A 14642-nucleotide genomic window follows, 5' to 3' on the forward strand; every position below is an offset into this window, starting at 1 on the left:
TTGAGAAAAACTTTCAGGAAAATGTGAATATTAATTGACAAATGAATATCATTTCTTTAGTATAGGTTGGGACGGATACTCTCTTATCCCGAGCTGGCGGAGGGACAGGCCCGATGAAGCCCAGCAACCTCACTTGTATTGATAAATGCAGGTGAATAGGTGCTAAAACCTGTGCGAGGCTACAGGTCTCGAACGATAAGAGCGAAGGGCAAAAAGCAGTATGCAAGTAGCAAATTAAACCTTTCCTCTATGTAAAGTAGGAAAGGTTTTTCTGTATGCTTGTGTGGGAGAATAAATGTATGTCGCAGTTTGTGGCAAATTAAGGATGAGTTCCGTACAATATATACAATTACTGTAGGGAGGTTTACCACATGACAAAAAAACGTCATCTGTTCACATCTGAGTCTGTAACTGAAGGACATCCAGATAAAATTTGTGACCAAATTTCTGATTCAATTTTAGATGCGATCTTATCAAAAGACGCAAATGCACGTGTAGCTTGTGAAACAACTGTAACAACTGGTTTAGTATTGGTAGCGGGGGAAATTACGACTTCTACTTACGTAGATATTCCGAAAATCGTTCGTGAAACAATTCAAGGCATTGGTTACACACGCGCAAAATACGGATTCGATGCAGAAACTTGTGCTGTTTTAACATCTATCGATGAGCAGTCTGCTGACATCGCTATGGGTGTTGACCAAGCGCTAGAAGCACGCGAAGGTCAAATGACTGACGCTGAGATTGAGGCAATTGGTGCAGGAGACCAAGGTTTAATGTTTGGTTTTGCATGTAATGAAACACAAGAATTAATGCCACTTCCAATCTCGCTTGCTCACAAATTAGCTCGCCGTTTAACTGAAGTACGTAAAGATGATACATTATCATACTTACGTCCAGATGGAAAAACGCAAGTTACAGTTGAGTATGATGAAAATGGTAAACCAGTACGTGTTGATACTATCGTAATTTCTACACAACATCACCCAGATGTTACATGGGAAGAAATCGATCGCGACTTAAAAGAGCACGTAATTAAAGCTGTAGTACCAGCAGAATTAATGGATGGAGAAACGAAATTCTTCATTAATCCAACTGGTCGCTTCGTAATTGGTGGACCACAAGGTGATGCTGGCTTAACAGGACGTAAAATCATCGTTGATACTTACGGTGGATACGCTCGCCACGGTGGCGGTGCATTCTCTGGTAAAGATGCAACAAAAGTTGACCGTTCTGCAGCATATGCAGCTCGTTATGTTGCGAAAAACATCGTAGCAGCTGGTCTTGCTGACAAAGCAGAAGTACAACTTGCATACGCAATCGGTGTAGCACAACCAGTATCAATTTCAGTTGATACATTCGGCACAGGTAAAGTATCTGAAGACGTACTAGTAGAACTAGTTCGTAACAACTTCGATCTTCGCCCAGCTGGTATTATTAAAATGCTAGACTTACGTCGCCCAATTTACAAACAAACAGCAGCTTACGGCCACTTCGGACGTACTGATGTAGATCTTTCATGGGAACGTACAGACAAAGCTGCAGCTTTAAAAGAGCAAGCTGGTCTATAATATATGAAAAAAAGCTTTGCGCGGTGAGCGCAAAGCTTTTTTTATTTCGTTTTACTTACAATTTGAATACATGAACTACAATATACTTCTCCATCTAGCTCAATATACTTTTTCATATTAGTCATGCCACTTGCTGGAAATGGCATATGAATCAAGCCTTTTCATACGTTTGTATTTCCTTTTTACATGATTTACAAAGGGTGGGTTTCTTCTGGAACATATGTAATCAACCGTTCATTTGACGTGCTTTACCTGCGCAAAAGGCACTGCTTAGTAAAAATAGTGTCGCGAATATAATGCTTACTAATGTAGCGTATGGAATTGCGCCTTTTAAGGAAAAGCCGACAGTGATTGAAGCGATGAATAAGAGGATAAATGTTGTTGTTAATTTTTTATATAGTTCCATAATATGTAGACCTCCAATTTATTTTTTAGTACAAGTTTTAAAATTGAATTCTATTATGTAGAAAATATAAGGAGTAGCTAAAGATGTGTAGTCTAGGAGTATAAGAAAGTGCACTTTCCTTTTTGTGGATTAGTATACTTATATTGTATCATGTCGCATGAGTGGCTTCATACATAATTGTGTAAAGATATGTATGATAAAATGAAGAAAAGTCTTTAAGAAAGGAAAGATAAAAAATGAGTGTAACTGAACATAAAAAACAAGCCCCAAAAGAAGTGCGTTGCAAGATTGTTACGATTTCCGATACACGTACGGAAGAAACGGATAAGAGCGGACAACTATTACATGAATTGTTAAAAGAAGCGGGCCATACAGTAACCTCTTATGAAATTGTAAAAGATGATAAAGAAAGTATTCAGCAAGCAGTGTTAGCTGGTTATCATAAGGAAGATGTAGATGTTGTATTAACAAATGGCGGTACTGGTATTACGAAGCGTGATGTAACAATTGAAGCAGTGTCAGCTCTATTAGATAAAGAGATTGTGGGGTTTGGTGAGTTGTTCCGCATGATTAGTTATTTAGAAGATATCGGGAGCAGCGCAATGTTAAGTAGAGCGATTGGGGGTACAATTGGGCGCAAAGTAGTTTTCTCGATGCCAGGATCGAGCGGGGCGGTTCGCCTTGCGATGAATAAATTAATTTTACCGGAATTAGGCCATATTACATTTGAGCTACATCGCCAATGAGTAGGTGGGCTGGAATTGTATTAGCGGGCGGTATGTCGAGTAGATTTGGTGAGCCGAAAGCGTTAGCGAGCTGGCAAGGTAGTACTTTTATTGAGCATATTTTGAAAGAGATGACAAGTGCGCTCCAAGAAGTTGTAGTCATTAGTCATTCTGATATAAAAGAGCGAGTAGAGCAATTCGTACAAGTTCCTGTTATAGAAGATATCCCGCACTATAAAGGGAATGGACCGCTGGCCGGTATTGTATCAGGAATGGAATACATAGAAGCAGATTGGTATGCTATTATGCCTTGCGATGCGCCAAATGTTTCGCATGAATGGTTTACCATTTTACTGGAGCAAACGAGCAATGAATATGATGCAGTTGTACCTATTATTAATGGAAGAAAACAGCCGCTACTTGCAGCGTATCATAACCGCGTGAAAGAAAAGATTTATGCTTTACTTCAGGAAGAGAAAAGAAGTATGGGGCAGCTTTTATCACAATGTAATGTGAAGTATGTTGCTGGAGAAGATGTACAAGCGAATACAGATTGGTTTATAAATGTAAATACAAAAGAAGAATATGTGCAGGCTCAAAAAGACCTTTCAAATGAATGAAAGGTTTTTTGATATACAGAATTGGGGAACAATTGCTGTATAAAGGTATGTGAGTAAGTTGATTTTAAGGGGAATTCTTAAAATCATTATACAGCAAAAACACTGTATAACCATATATTAATTTTTATGGGTTTTTATTACAAGTCTGTTTAGTTATGTTTATTTTTGCTATAATGAATATGGAAATAAATGATATTTCACCTTATGTATCATTCATTCAACTAAAATTTACAAGTGTGTAATAAACTCCCTTCGTTTTTTGAAGGGAGTTTTTCTGTTCAAGCAAGTAACTCTGATGCGGTATGCTGAAGGACTTCTTCATACTGGTTAAGTAAGCCGCGAAAGATCTCATCCCAGCTTTTTGATTTTGCAAAAGATGAAGCTGCTATTCCCATCTGCTCAAGTTTTTCTTCATTTTGCAATAAAGAATAAATGGATGATAGAAATGCATCCTCATTTTTAGGGGGACAAAGAATTCCCGTTTTTCCATCTGTAATAATATTTTTAACCCCGCCACTATTTGCACGAATGACAGGTGTGCCACATGCGAGTGATTCAAGTACGACATTTCCGAATGTTTCAGTAGCTGATGGAAATACCATTATGTTAGAACAAGCATATGCTTCAGCTAAATCTGCACTTTGTAAATAGCCAGTAAAAGTGACATTTGTTTGTGGAACAGCTTCACGCAAATTTGTTGCTAGAGGTCCGTCTCCTGCGATGAGCCAATGAATGTCGTTTCGAGTATGCGATGTTTTAACGATAAGGTTTTGCAACGTATCAATATCTTTTTCAGGAGCAATTCGTCCTACATAGGAAAGAACGTACTTCGCTGTAATATTATATTTTTTTCGGAATAGGTCTGTATTGTAAGCTGGATGAAAGAGTGTGCAATCTACACCACGTCCCCAAATGGAGAGGGCCTGAAAGCCTTTATTTTTTAATTGATGTAATGTTTCAGAGGAGGGAACAAAATTTTTTTGCATATGACTATGAAACCATTTTAAATAGTTCCAAAGCATATTGGAGAGAAATTCAATTTTGTAATAGCGTAAATACGCATCGAAATCAGTATGATAAGAACCGACAACTGGGATGTTTAACTTTTTGGCGTAATACAGTCCACAAAGTCCCATGTTGAAAGGTGTGGCAATGTGAATAATGTCAGGTTTAAAGGAATGAAGTTCCCGTTTAATACGCGGAGTAGGAAAAGAAAAGCGACATTCTGGATATAATATTGTTAACGGGATACTTCTCATCTTGTTCACATTAGCTACGAAATTATCTTCAGCTGTATGCTGAGGGGCGAAAACAGAATAGGCGATCTGTTCTTTCTGAAAGTAACTTGTTAATCGTTCTAACGTTTTCGCAACCCCGTTAACTTGTGGCGTAAAAGTATCGGTAAAAATGGCGACTCTCATCATATCACTCCTTTATGTGAAAAGTGGGATGAATTGATAAAAAGAGATGATGCCAGAGCAAGTGCCAAGGCACATGCCGACGAACACATCTGACGGATAGTGAAGTCCTAAATAAATACGTGAAATACCGACGCATAATGCTAACGGTAATAGGAAAGCAAGTAAGCTTGGATTATAGCAAATAAATGGAATGAAGACAGAGAAAACGGCTGTTGTATGACCAGACGGGAAAGAGTGGTCTTTTAATGGATGGACTGGATATTTCGCATCCTGAATTGTTAAATAAGGACGTTTTCGTGGATACCACCTTTTTAATATTTGTACAGGAATATGGCTAATTGCTAAAGAAATAGCAGTAGCGATTGCTGCTTGGTGTAAAGTCCCTTTTGCAAAAATTAAAAAGAAAAGTGTAAGTGCAATGGAGAAAGTAGCACCACCGATATGGGTAATATTGCTGAAAAAGATGTTTAATGTTTTTTGATCAAAGTAGCGATTAATTCCTTTAAAAATGTAACATTCTATTTTATATAATCCACTGACCTTCATGAAAATTCTCCTCCCTCGTTTACATATATATGGAGATATTAGCTTTTATTTTAATAAGATTTTGTTGAGGGAGTAATAATGTTTTGTAAAGAAAAAGTTAGATTTTATATAAAAAAAGCTGCCAATCTTATGGCAGCGGAAATTTACTTCTGTAATGATTTATAATATTGACCTTTTTCAACGTATTGCGTACGAATACGCTCCATATCTTTACGGTCTTCTTCTGTTAATTCACGAATGACTTTCGCGGGACGACCGAAAGCTAACGTGTTTGGTGGAATTTTCTTTCCTTGTGAAACGAGGCTTCCGGCACCGATAAAAGCTCCTTCGCCAATTTCAGCACCATCTAATATAATGGATCCCATTCCAATTAAAGCATCCTTTTTAATATGACAGCTATGTAAAATAACTTGATGCCCAACTGTAACATCATCTTCTAAAATAAGAGGATACTGAGGGCTTTGGTGGAGTGTACATTGGTCTTGTACATTTACTCGGTCTCCAATGATTGTTGCTGACACATCACCACGGATGACTGTATTAAACCAAATACTTGATTCCTCGCCAACGGAAACATCGCCTGTAATCGTAACATAGTCAGCGATAAAAGCACTACTCGCAATTTTCGGATTTTTTTCTTTGTAAGGATATATCATGTAAAGTCTTCCTTTCCTAGAGACTAGTTTTAGTGTATCAAATTATGAGAAAGAGTGAAATGGAGGAGGTCCATATGTGGAATTATGAAGCAGAGGAAGCGAAAGCTGTCATTGTTATCGTGCACGGCGCAATGGAATATCACGGACGTTACGAAGCCGTTGCGGAAATGTGGAATCATCTCGGCTACCACGTCGTGATGGGGGACCTTCCGTCACATGGAACGACTTCAAGAAATAGAGGACATATTGATTCGTTTGATGAATACATAGAGGAAGTTAAATTATGGGTGAAAGAAGCAAGAAAGTATAGGTTACCTATTTTTCTATTCGGTCATAGTATGGGTGGTCTTATTGTCATTCGTATGATGCAAGAAACGAAGAGAGAAGATGTAGATGGTATTATTTTGAGTTCGCCTTGTTTAGGGGTAGTGACTGGGCCCTCTGCTCCGCTTCAATTTGCTGCAAAAATATTAAATGTTGTGGCTCCAAAATTGCAATTTGCAACGAATCTTACGGTGGAAATGTCAACAAGGAATCATGAAGTGAGAGATGCAATGGAGAATGATTCATTGTTCTTGCGCAAAGTATCAGTGCGTTGGTATAGTGAATTGATTAAGTCTATTGAAATTGCTCATAAGAAAATAGATGCTTTTCCAGATGTTCCGCTCTTGCTAATGCAAGCATGTGAGGATAAACTTGTAGATAAAACACGTGTCCGCATGTGGTTTGATAATGTTAAAATAAGTGATAAGGCATATAAAGAATGGCCGAATTGTTATCATGAGTTATTAAATGAGTATGAGCGTGATGAAATTTTGAATTATATTCAGTCATTTACTGAAATGCATGTCAATAATATAGTAAAAACAAACAAATAAATCATTATTTGTACATTTAATAGAGGAGATGAAGGAAGAAGTGAACGTACCGAGTAATCCCATAACGCTCATGGCGAAAGTATACCGTGATGTGTTTCCGGTTGTACACCATGAGCTAGCGATGTGGAAAGAGCGTGCCTACCATATTCCGAATGATGAGCTTCATAGTCAGGCAATCGCAAGTATTGAGCATAAAACGTTTCATTGTGAGGGTGGTGGCATTTTATCGCTGCTAGCAAATGAACACCGAGAGGAATGTATTCGTTTTATCGTAGCGTATCAAACAATCAGTGACTATTTAGATAATTTATGTGATCGCAGTACATCACTTGATCCGAATGATTTTGCCGCTCTACATGAATCAATGTTAATGGCACTATCACCTGAAGTGGAAGGTGGCGGTAATTATTATCGTTATCGTGATGATCAAGATGATGGTGGTTATTTAGATGAACTTGTTGAAACGTGCCAAGATGTTTTAAAGAAAACGAAGCACTATGAAAAAATTGCTCCTGTTCTGCATGAACTTGCTTGTTATTATTGTGATTTGCAAATTCATAAACACGTGAAGTTAGAAGAAAGAGAGCCGCGCCTGAAAACTTGGTTTGAAGCACATAAAGAAAACTTACCTGAGATGAGTTGGTTTGAGTTTTCAGCATGTGCCGGTTCTACACTTGGAATTTTCTGTCTTGTAGCATATGCATTTCATGATGAATTACATGATGAAGATATTGCGAAAATTAGACAAGGGTACTTCCCTTACGTACAAGGACTTCATATCTTACTTGATTATTTCATCGATCAAGAAGAAGACCGTATAGGCGGGGATTTGAATTTCTGTAGTTATTATGAAAACGAGCAAGCTATATTAGATCGTATGAAACACTTTGTAGAAGAAGCAGAGAAGAGCATTGGTGATTTGCCTCATGCGAAGTTTCATCGTCTTATAAGCCGAGGATTACTTGGTATTTATTTATCAGATCAAAAAGTATCAGCACAAAAGAATATGCACAAAATGGCACGGCGCATTGTAAAGTACGGAGGCCTCACTTCACGATTCTTCTATTGGAACGGGAAGATGTACCGAAAGAAAATGGCGCAGTGATGAAGAAAACCACTCATGTAGAGTGGTTTTCTTTTTATTATGATCGTATTTTTGAAAATACATATATGAGAAGTTCAATCGTAAAAATAACTAAAACAGATAGTCCGAATAAAGGCATGAAAGCGCCTAATATAACCATCATGATAAAGAAAACGAGTACGCTTTTCTTATCTCTTTGCTTTGGAGGTGCTGCTAATTTTCCTTTTGGCTTTCTTGCTAACCACATTTTTACTCCGTAATAAATAAGAAGTAATAGAGATAATGTCGTTAGTAAGCATAATATTTTATTTGGCCATCCGAATAAATGTCCTTCGTGAAGTGGGATACCGTAAGTGAACCATTGTGCAAGTAATCCATAATCACGATAGTCCGTTTTTGAAATGAGTTCCCCGCTATATTGATCAAAGTAAGCTGTTATCTCTTCACTTGGTGCAACATGCATCCCTGTAATACCAGAACCGCTCGATTTCGAAACAGTAAATACACCTTTCGGATCAGCTGGTAGTGAAATAACATATGGCTTCTTTATTTCAATTCCTTTTTGTAATTCATCGACAGAAATTGCTTTCGGTTCATTTGAATTCGATTCAGGAGGAGCTTCTTTTCTTGTTGCCCACGGCAATTCTTTTACCTTTGATTCAGGCGGTGCCATGTACAATTTTGGATATCCGAGTGATTCATTAGAAGATGCAATTTTATAAATTTGGTTCCCCATAAATCCTGACCATGGCAATCCAGATGCGATTAGCAGAAAGAGAGGAATTGTAAATATAATACCGATAATAGAATGACGTCTTTTTGCCTTTTCTCGCTTATTGGATGATGGTGTGTTTTTGAATTGGCGTATACTCATGTACAATCCGGTTACAATTAAAAAGATTGTCCAGCATGCCGCAAGTTCTACAGTATAGTTGACGACAGTGCCACCAACTAAAAGAGAACTATGTAATTCCCGCATGATATTGGCAAACGTTTCACTTGCGTTTTGATCCCCAACAATTTGATTATTACTATCTAAATACACATATTTTTGTTGCCCAGTATACTCATTTGCAATCGTAAGTCTCGTATTATAATCCCCATTAAACTCACTAATTTTCGCCACGCTATAATGTGGATATTTTTTCTCTGTTAAGGAAATAGAATCAGCCATCGAAATAGATTCTGTTTGAGCGCTCTTTCCAAAATATAAATCTTTATAGATGAAATCTTCAACTTCCTCCCGAAATAAATACCCAATTCCGCTCAGTGACAAAGTAATAAGAAGCGGCGTAATAAAAAGTCCAGCATAAAAATGCCAACGCCAAAAAATGTAATGAAGCGAACGATTTACTTTCATACTTTCAGTTCCCCTAACCTTCCCTATATGAATAACTACTTATTTAATATAGCGAGATTAAGTGTGATTACTTTGAAAGAATTGTGAAGAAAGTTAAAAGTTTTTAGGGGTTTCAACGTTTATAAATGTTTCTTCTTATTTGATAAATACATTTCAACAACAGCATCAGCAAGACATTGAGAGGAATCAACAAAATCCTCACTAGCCACTACATTCAAATCAGTGCATGCGATAATTGCAGTATCTATTTCATCTCTCAGTTGTAAAACGAGCGTATTCCACAATTCGCGAGCTTCTTCAATCTCTCCAGATTTAATGCAAGTAATAATTTGATTAATGCTTTCCTGCCATTTTTCATGATGAATGTATTATATATTACGCTTTGCAATCCCATCTTGGTAAATCCTAGCTTGAACAGTTGCTTCTGTTGCGAGAAGAGCGACTCTTTTTGTATTTTCAGGAATTGCTTGTAACGTTTCATCGACTATATTTAAAATCGGGATAGAAAGCGAACGCTGTAATTCTTCAAAATAAAGATGCGCCGTATTACACGGCATGGCAATAAAGCTTACGCCAGTACTTTCAAGTTTTTGTGCTCCGTCAATAATCGCTTTTTTCATCGCTCCGTGATCAATAGGGCGATCCATGTAAAACGGTGTTGGACACGAATAAATCATCATATGAGGAAAGTCCATATCATGCTTTGCTCCGTATATTGTTTGGCACCTTGCTACAACTGTATCGACGAATGGTCCAGTTGATTTTGGCCCCATTCCTGCTAGTATTCCGATCATTGGTTTATCTCCTTTAAGATTGTATATATCCATTATATAGGAGGATAACAAAAAAACGTGCAGTGAATGCACGTCTTTTTTTGTTATGTTTTGTCGAACAATCGATATATCCGAGAAATCGTTGATATATTGTAAGTTATGATAGATATATCGAAAAAATCGTTGATATATCCCGAGTTACGATAGATATAATTGAAAAATCGTTGATATATTCCCCCGCATTAACGGGCAGTAAAACTCCCACCTTAAAATTCGCCTGGAGCAAAGAGGTTAGGTGGGAGATAAACTGCCCATAAATGCCCGATTGGTTCAACTAATAATCAGTGGGGATGCCCCCACTGATTAAAGTTTCACTTTATCGCTTTTCAATCGCCACAATAAATGGCGGGTTATTTTGCTGGTTAATGAAGCCATATCGTAGTACGTGAGCTTGTTTTTGGTCTAGTTTTTCAGCAAATGTAAGTACAGCGTCGCGTTCTACTTGTCCTTCTGGATGTCCGTGGTAAATGACAAGAACGATGATACCTTCAGGTGCCATTACTTCTAATAGTTGTTCGATCGCTGAGATTGTTGAGTTCGGTTTTGTAACGATATGCTTGTCTCCGCCTGGAAGGTAACCTAAGTTGAAAATTGCGCCTGTTACTTTTCCTTTTGCATCTTCTGGTAATACGGATAGAAGAGTATCGTGACTATCGTGAACTAAAACAGTACGTTCAAAAAGTTCTTTTTCTTTTAGATGAGTTGTTGAGCTTTCGATTGCCTCTTTTTGAATATCAAATCCAAATACTTTTCCGCTATCTCCAACGATTTCAGCTAGGAAGCAAGTGTCATGGCCGTTTCCTAAAGTTGCATCTACAGCGTAATCGCCTTCTTTTACTGCCGTTTGCAGAAGCGAGCGAGCAAACGGTAATACACGTTCTAATTTCATTTTTGTTTCTCCTCATTTGCATATTTTCCTTGCCAGCTTCCGCGGCGTACAAATTCTGCATCGATGGAATTTAATACTTCCCATTTATTTAAGCTCCACATTGGGCCAATCATTAAATCAGGCGGACCGTCACCTGTGATGCGGTGCACAATTACGTCTTCTGGAATCATTTCAAGTTGGTCAACAACGAGACTTACGTAATCTTCAAGAGAAAGGAACTCGAGTTGTCCTTTTTCATATTGCTTCACCATTGGCGTTCCTTTTAATAAGTGAAGTAAATGAATTTTAATTCCTTGTACGTCAAGCTTTGCTACTTCACGAGCTGTTTCCATCATCATGTCGTAATCTTCAAGTGGAAGACCATTAATAATATGAGAGCAAACTCTAATGCCATGCTTACGTAATTTATTTACACCTTCCACGTAAGATGGGTAATCATGAGCGCGATTAATAAGGTTTGCAGTTCGTTCGTGAACAGTTTGTAAACCGAGTTCAACCCAAAGGTATGTGCGTTTATTTAAGTCCGCTAAATATTCAACGACATCGTCTGGTAAGCAATCTGGACGAGTCGCGATAGAAAGACCGACAACGTCTTTTTCTGCTAGAAGCGGTTCGAATTTTTCTTTTAAAACTTCAAGTGGTGCATGTGTATTTGTGTACGCTTGGAAATAAGCGATACATTTTCCGTCTTTCCACTTTGAGCGCATTTTTTCTTTCATTTCATGATATTGCGTTATAACATCATCGCGGCGATCACCAGCGAAGTCACCAGATCCGGCAGCACTGCAAAATGTACAACCGCCGTAAGCAACTGTACCGTCCCGGTTCGGGCAATCGAAGCCAGCATCTAATGAAACTTTAAAGATTTTTTCACCAAATTCATTTCGTAAATGGTAATTCCATGTATGATAACGTTTATTGTCGTTTGTATATGGAAAAGGGTTTTGAACCTTCATTACTTTCCCTCCTAAGCCGAGTCAAAATGAAACAAAATCCATTATAACATACTCATAAGGTAGAGATGGAAGGGACACACTAAAGGGGAATTGAAGCAAGGAGGGACAATTATGGCAGAGCGTCAATCACTTGAATCGTATATTACACAAGCGGAACAAGCGGTGGAATATGCGAAAGAACAATTAGACCAAGGTATGAGACAAGAGCATTACAATACGATGGAGTATTCGGATGCGCAGTTACAATTAGAACAAGCATATAACGATTTACAAACGATGCAACAACATGCGAATGATGAGCAACGTGAGCAGTTAAATAGAGCACGTATGGCAATTCGCCAATTGCAACATCAAATGATTATTACACCGCACTAATAAGGAGTGAATGTAATGGCGAAACGTTCAGATCAAAATAATCCAGAGCAAAAAACGCAAAATGGACATAACGCTGAATTTTCGAATGAGCTTGATCCGATTGTTCAAGTAAAACAGCGTAATAGTAAAAAAGGACAACCGCAAAAATCGAAACAATCAGAGTAAACCAGGTCGAAATATGACCTGGTTTTATTTTGTTATATGACAATAATGTAAGATTACTGTAAGGTTTGTCGATAGTTGTGAGCAACTTTCTCCAGTAGAGTAAGGAAGGATTAAATTTTATACAAGGAGTTGCTTTATGGGGAACAATATTACAAACAAGCGAATTGATGAGTTAGATTACATTCGTGGCTTTGCACTACTAGGGATTATTTTAGTAAATATTCTCGCACTACTTAACATTAAAATTCCAGATCCTAATACAGTGGATGCTAGCTATCAAAGATTTTTATATTTATTTGTAGAAGGTCGTTTCTTCTCAATCTTCTCATTCTTATTTGGAGTGGGATTCTATATCTTTATTTCAAGAGCGATTGCGAAAGGGAAAAATGGCTATGTTTTATTTTTACGTCGCTTAGTAGCATTATTTATTTTTGGTTTAATTCATCACATGTTTCAGCCTGGAGAAGCATTAGCGTTATACGCAATTTGCGGGTTAATCGTTTTACCGTTTTATAAAGCGAAAAAAGAAGTGAACTTAGTACTAGGACTTATTTTGACAATTACCTTCAGTGTAATGGGAGTTAAAGAGTTATTACCACTTGGCTTAATTTTATTAGGGCTTGCTGCAGGACAATATCGTGTATTTGAAAATCTCACGCAAAATATAAAGAAAGTCGCTATTTTTACAGGTGTTATGTTTGTTTTAAGTGTCGTAGCTGTATGGTATCAATACGGGCACGTTCCTGCTGAACCATTTATAAATATGATACTTGAGAATGATGATGGAACAATGAATGCTGCAGGCCAATTTTTAAAAATTGGTGTTACAGTAGGACCTATTATTTCAGCTTTCTATGTTGGAGCTTTAATTTTATTACTTCAATTAAAACCGGTTCAAACATTGTTAGCACCACTGAAATATTATGGACGAATGGCTTTAACAAATTATATTGGACAAACTGCAATGATTTTAATTGCGGGCAGTGTATTTAACTTTGCAGAAAACTTAACGTACATGCAGACGTTATATGTGTGTATTGCAATTTATGCAATTCAAATTTTGTTTAGCGTAATTTGGATGAAGGTCTTTAAAATGGGTCCACTAGAATGGATTTGGCGAGTTGTTACTTACTGGACGGTAACACCTTTAAAGAAATAAAGAGAGAAGTGGGTTGTTCCTTTTGTGGAACAGCCCATTTTTATTGTCATCTTTTTCGGTAAGTCGATATTACTTGTCGAATCGCTAATAAAATTTTCATTTATCAACGAACCTTACACACTCATCTTTTTTATATTACAAAAGTGTAAGGTAAATGTAATGTTAACAAATAGCAGTTCACTTCCAAAAAGCGCAAAATAGGTAATGGAAAAACAAGCGTAGGAGGATATATATGACGAAACCAGTTGTAGACGTGAAAAACGTCCAAAAAGTGTACGGTAAAAAAGGTGAGAACCAATCACATGCGTTAAAAGGTGTTTCATTCTCAATTCAAGAGGGTGAGTTTGTTGGAATTATGGGGCCATCTGGTTCTGGTAAAACGACATTGTTAAATGTAATTTCAACGCTTGATAAAGCAACGGGCGGCGTTGTTGAAATTGCGGGTACGGACATTACGAAAATGAAGCAAGGTGAACTTTCTGATTTTCGTTCACAAAAGTTAGGATTCATTTTCCAAGACTTCAACTTATTAGAGAACTTATCTATTTATGAAAACATTGCACTTCCACTTTCTCTTCAAGGTGTTTCATCACGTAACATTGGACCAAAAGTAGAAAAAGTAGCGGGTATGCTAGGGATTACAGAAATTCTTCAAAAGTATCCATCTGAAGTATCTGGTGGGCAGAAACAACGTTCAGCAGCAGCGCGCGCACTTGTGCATGAGCCAGCAATTATTTTAGGGGACGAGCCAACAGGAGCACTTGATTCTAAAAATGCAGCGAGTTTACTTGATGCGATGACAAACTTAAATGAAGAACAAGGCGTATCTATTATGATGGTTACACATGATCCGTATAGTGCAAGTTATTGTCAGCGAATTTTATTCATTCAAGATGGTGAGCTGTATAAAGAAATTCATCGCGGTGGTACGCGTGAAGAGTTCTACAAAGAAATTTTAGATGTACTTGCAGATTTAGGTACACAAAAAGCGTAAGAAA

General features: G+C 37.5%; 16 protein-coding genes, 1 pseudogene and 1 riboswitch. Of the genes and pseudogenes, 9 read left to right on the forward strand and 8 right to left on the reverse strand.

The annotated features are described in order from the left end of the window. Positions 1-80 precede the first annotated feature (80 nt). Positions 81-202, forward strand: a riboswitch (SAM riboswitch). A 169-nt stretch (positions 203-371) separates the two neighbouring features. Further along, positions 372-1571, forward strand: coding sequence for a methionine adenosyltransferase (metK, locus tag MHI28_RS23175; protein ID WP_000163117.1), 1200 nt, complete (start codon positions 372-374; stop codon positions 1569-1571). A gap of 226 nt (positions 1572-1797) precedes the next feature. On the opposite strand, the gene MHI28_RS23180 is transcribed toward metK, so the two are convergent. Further along, positions 1798-1977, reverse strand: a complete 180-nt coding sequence (locus tag MHI28_RS23180; RefSeq protein WP_000424798.1) for a hypothetical protein — start codon at positions 1975-1977, stop codon at positions 1798-1800. Between the two features lie 236 nt (positions 1978-2213). Between MHI28_RS23180 and MHI28_RS23185 the strand changes: the two genes are divergently transcribed. Both MHI28_RS23185 and MHI28_RS23190 read left to right on the forward strand, forming a co-directional pair. Next, positions 2214-2723, forward strand: a complete 510-nt coding sequence (locus MHI28_RS23185) for a MogA/MoaB family molybdenum cofactor biosynthesis protein (protein WP_000117130.1) — start codon at positions 2214-2216, stop codon at positions 2721-2723. Beyond that, entirely contained in the window at positions 2720-3322 is a 603-nt protein-coding gene (locus MHI28_RS23190) for a molybdenum cofactor guanylyltransferase (RefSeq protein ID WP_000092360.1), read from the forward strand. Before MHI28_RS23185 ends, MHI28_RS23190 begins: the two co-directional genes overlap by 4 nt. A gap of 278 nt (positions 3323-3600) precedes the next feature. Here MHI28_RS23190 and MHI28_RS23195 read toward each other — a convergent pair whose 3' ends face one another. From MHI28_RS23195 to MHI28_RS23205, 3 genes are all read right to left on the reverse strand, one after another. Continuing rightward, positions 3601-4743: a glycosyltransferase family 4 protein gene (locus MHI28_RS23195; protein WP_340828304.1), complete on the reverse strand. Its 1143-nt coding sequence runs from the start codon at positions 4741-4743 to the stop codon at positions 3601-3603. A 12-nt stretch (positions 4744-4755) separates the two neighbouring features. Then, a complete protein-coding gene (locus MHI28_RS23200) occupies positions 4756-5289 on the reverse strand; it encodes a phosphatase PAP2 family protein (protein ID WP_000868582.1) in 534 nt (177 codons plus the stop codon). 143 nt (positions 5290-5432) lie between these two features. Beyond that, the gene (locus MHI28_RS23205; protein WP_000640205.1) at positions 5433-5945 is read right to left on the reverse strand and encodes a gamma carbonic anhydrase; all 513 of its coding nucleotides are present in this window, start codon (positions 5943-5945) and stop codon (positions 5433-5435) included. A 74-nt stretch (positions 5946-6019) separates the two neighbouring features. On the opposite strand from MHI28_RS23205, the gene MHI28_RS23210 reads away from it, so the two are divergent. Beyond that, a complete protein-coding gene (locus tag MHI28_RS23210; RefSeq protein WP_000267427.1) occupies positions 6020-6823 on the forward strand; it encodes an alpha/beta hydrolase in 804 nt (267 codons plus the stop codon). 40 nt (positions 6824-6863) lie between these two features. Next, on the forward strand, positions 6864-7928 hold the full coding sequence (locus tag MHI28_RS23215; protein ID WP_001102476.1) for a tetraprenyl-beta-curcumene synthase family protein: 1065 nt from the start codon (positions 6864-6866) through the stop codon (positions 7926-7928). A gap of 37 nt (positions 7929-7965) precedes the next feature. Here MHI28_RS23215 and MHI28_RS23220 read toward each other — a convergent pair whose 3' ends face one another. The 4 genes and pseudogenes from MHI28_RS23220 to MHI28_RS23235 all read right to left on the reverse strand — a co-directional run bounded on the left by MHI28_RS23220 (position 7966) and on the right by MHI28_RS23235 (position 11945). Further along, a complete protein-coding gene (locus MHI28_RS23220) occupies positions 7966-9267 on the reverse strand; it encodes a PepSY-associated TM helix domain-containing protein (RefSeq protein ID WP_340828305.1) in 1302 nt (433 codons plus the stop codon). Between the two features lie 119 nt (positions 9268-9386). After that, positions 9387-10061 (reverse strand): annotated as a pseudogene (locus MHI28_RS23225) (aspartate/glutamate racemase family protein). 355 nt (positions 10062-10416) lie between these two features. After that, the gene (locus MHI28_RS23230; protein ID WP_000764475.1) at positions 10417-10989 is read right to left on the reverse strand and encodes a class I SAM-dependent methyltransferase; all 573 of its coding nucleotides are present in this window, start codon (positions 10987-10989) and stop codon (positions 10417-10419) included. Further along, positions 10986-11945 carry a TIGR01212 family radical SAM protein gene (locus tag MHI28_RS23235; RefSeq protein WP_000868035.1) on the reverse strand — a complete coding sequence of 320 codons (960 nt, stop codon included), beginning with the start codon at positions 11943-11945 and terminating at the stop codon, positions 10986-10988. The genes MHI28_RS23230 and MHI28_RS23235 overlap by 4 nt, the downstream gene beginning before the upstream one ends. 111 nt (positions 11946-12056) lie before the next feature. On the opposite strand from MHI28_RS23235, the gene MHI28_RS23240 reads away from it, so the two are divergent. The 4 genes from MHI28_RS23240 (at position 12057) to MHI28_RS23255 (ending at position 14638) form a co-directional block, all read left to right on the forward strand. Continuing rightward, positions 12057-12320, forward strand: coding sequence for a YtzC family protein (locus MHI28_RS23240; protein WP_000840869.1), 264 nt, complete (start codon positions 12057-12059; stop codon positions 12318-12320). Between the two features lie 15 nt (positions 12321-12335). Continuing rightward, complete coding sequence (locus MHI28_RS23245; RefSeq protein ID WP_001129340.1) at positions 12336-12485, forward strand: hypothetical protein; 150 nt, start codon at positions 12336-12338, stop codon at positions 12483-12485. 136 nt (positions 12486-12621) lie between these two features. Continuing rightward, on the forward strand, positions 12622-13644 hold the full coding sequence (locus tag MHI28_RS23250; RefSeq protein ID WP_000527711.1) for a DUF418 domain-containing protein: 1023 nt from the start codon (positions 12622-12624) through the stop codon (positions 13642-13644). Between the two features lie 232 nt (positions 13645-13876). Then, positions 13877-14638 (forward strand): ABC transporter ATP-binding protein, encoded by a 762-nt coding sequence (locus tag MHI28_RS23255; protein WP_000165855.1) that lies wholly within the window; start codon positions 13877-13879, stop codon positions 14636-14638. Positions 14639-14642: the final 4 nt, after the last annotated feature.

Origin of the sequence: Bacillus sp. FSL K6-0268, from assembly GCF_038005425.1 — a bacterium.
Classification (GTDB): Bacteria; Bacillota; Bacilli; order Bacillales; family Bacillaceae_G; genus Bacillus_A; species Bacillus_A thuringiensis_S.

Excerpts from the sequence above, each read along its gene's own strand:
- MHI28_RS23235 (WP_000868035.1), bottom strand. The coding sequence starts at position 11,945 with ATGAAGGTTCAAAACCCTTTTCCATATACAAACGACAATAAACGTTAT.
- MHI28_RS23210 (WP_000267427.1), top strand. The coding sequence starts at position 6,020 with ATGTGGAATTATGAAGCAGAGGAAGCGAAAGCTGTCATTGTTATCGTG.
- MHI28_RS23180 (WP_000424798.1), bottom strand. The coding sequence starts at position 1,977 with ATGGAACTATATAAAAAATTAACAACAACATTTATCCTCTTATTCATC.
- MHI28_RS23240 (WP_000840869.1), top strand. The coding sequence starts at position 12,057 with ATGGCAGAGCGTCAATCACTTGAATCGTATATTACACAAGCGGAACAA.
- metK (WP_000163117.1), top strand. The coding sequence starts at position 372 with ATGACAAAAAAACGTCATCTGTTCACATCTGAGTCTGTAACTGAAGGA.
- MHI28_RS23185 (WP_000117130.1), top strand. The coding sequence starts at position 2,214 with ATGAGTGTAACTGAACATAAAAAACAAGCCCCAAAAGAAGTGCGTTGC.
- MHI28_RS23220 (WP_340828305.1), bottom strand. The coding sequence starts at position 9,267 with ATGAAAGTAAATCGTTCGCTTCATTACATTTTTTGGCGTTGGCATTTT.
- MHI28_RS23190 (WP_000092360.1), top strand. The coding sequence starts at position 2,720 with ATGAGTAGGTGGGCTGGAATTGTATTAGCGGGCGGTATGTCGAGTAGA.
- MHI28_RS23245 (WP_001129340.1), top strand. The coding sequence starts at position 12,336 with ATGGCGAAACGTTCAGATCAAAATAATCCAGAGCAAAAAACGCAAAAT.
- MHI28_RS23230 (WP_000764475.1), bottom strand. The coding sequence starts at position 10,989 with ATGAAATTAGAACGTGTATTACCGTTTGCTCGCTCGCTTCTGCAAACG.
- MHI28_RS23250 (WP_000527711.1), top strand. The coding sequence starts at position 12,622 with ATGGGGAACAATATTACAAACAAGCGAATTGATGAGTTAGATTACATT.
- MHI28_RS23205 (WP_000640205.1), bottom strand. The coding sequence starts at position 5,945 with ATGATATATCCTTACAAAGAAAAAAATCCGAAAATTGCGAGTAGTGCT.
- MHI28_RS23255 (WP_000165855.1), top strand. The coding sequence starts at position 13,877 with ATGACGAAACCAGTTGTAGACGTGAAAAACGTCCAAAAAGTGTACGGT.
- MHI28_RS23195 (WP_340828304.1), bottom strand. The coding sequence starts at position 4,743 with ATGAGAGTCGCCATTTTTACCGATACTTTTACGCCACAAGTTAACGGG.
- MHI28_RS23200 (WP_000868582.1), bottom strand. The coding sequence starts at position 5,289 with ATGAAGGTCAGTGGATTATATAAAATAGAATGTTACATTTTTAAAGGA.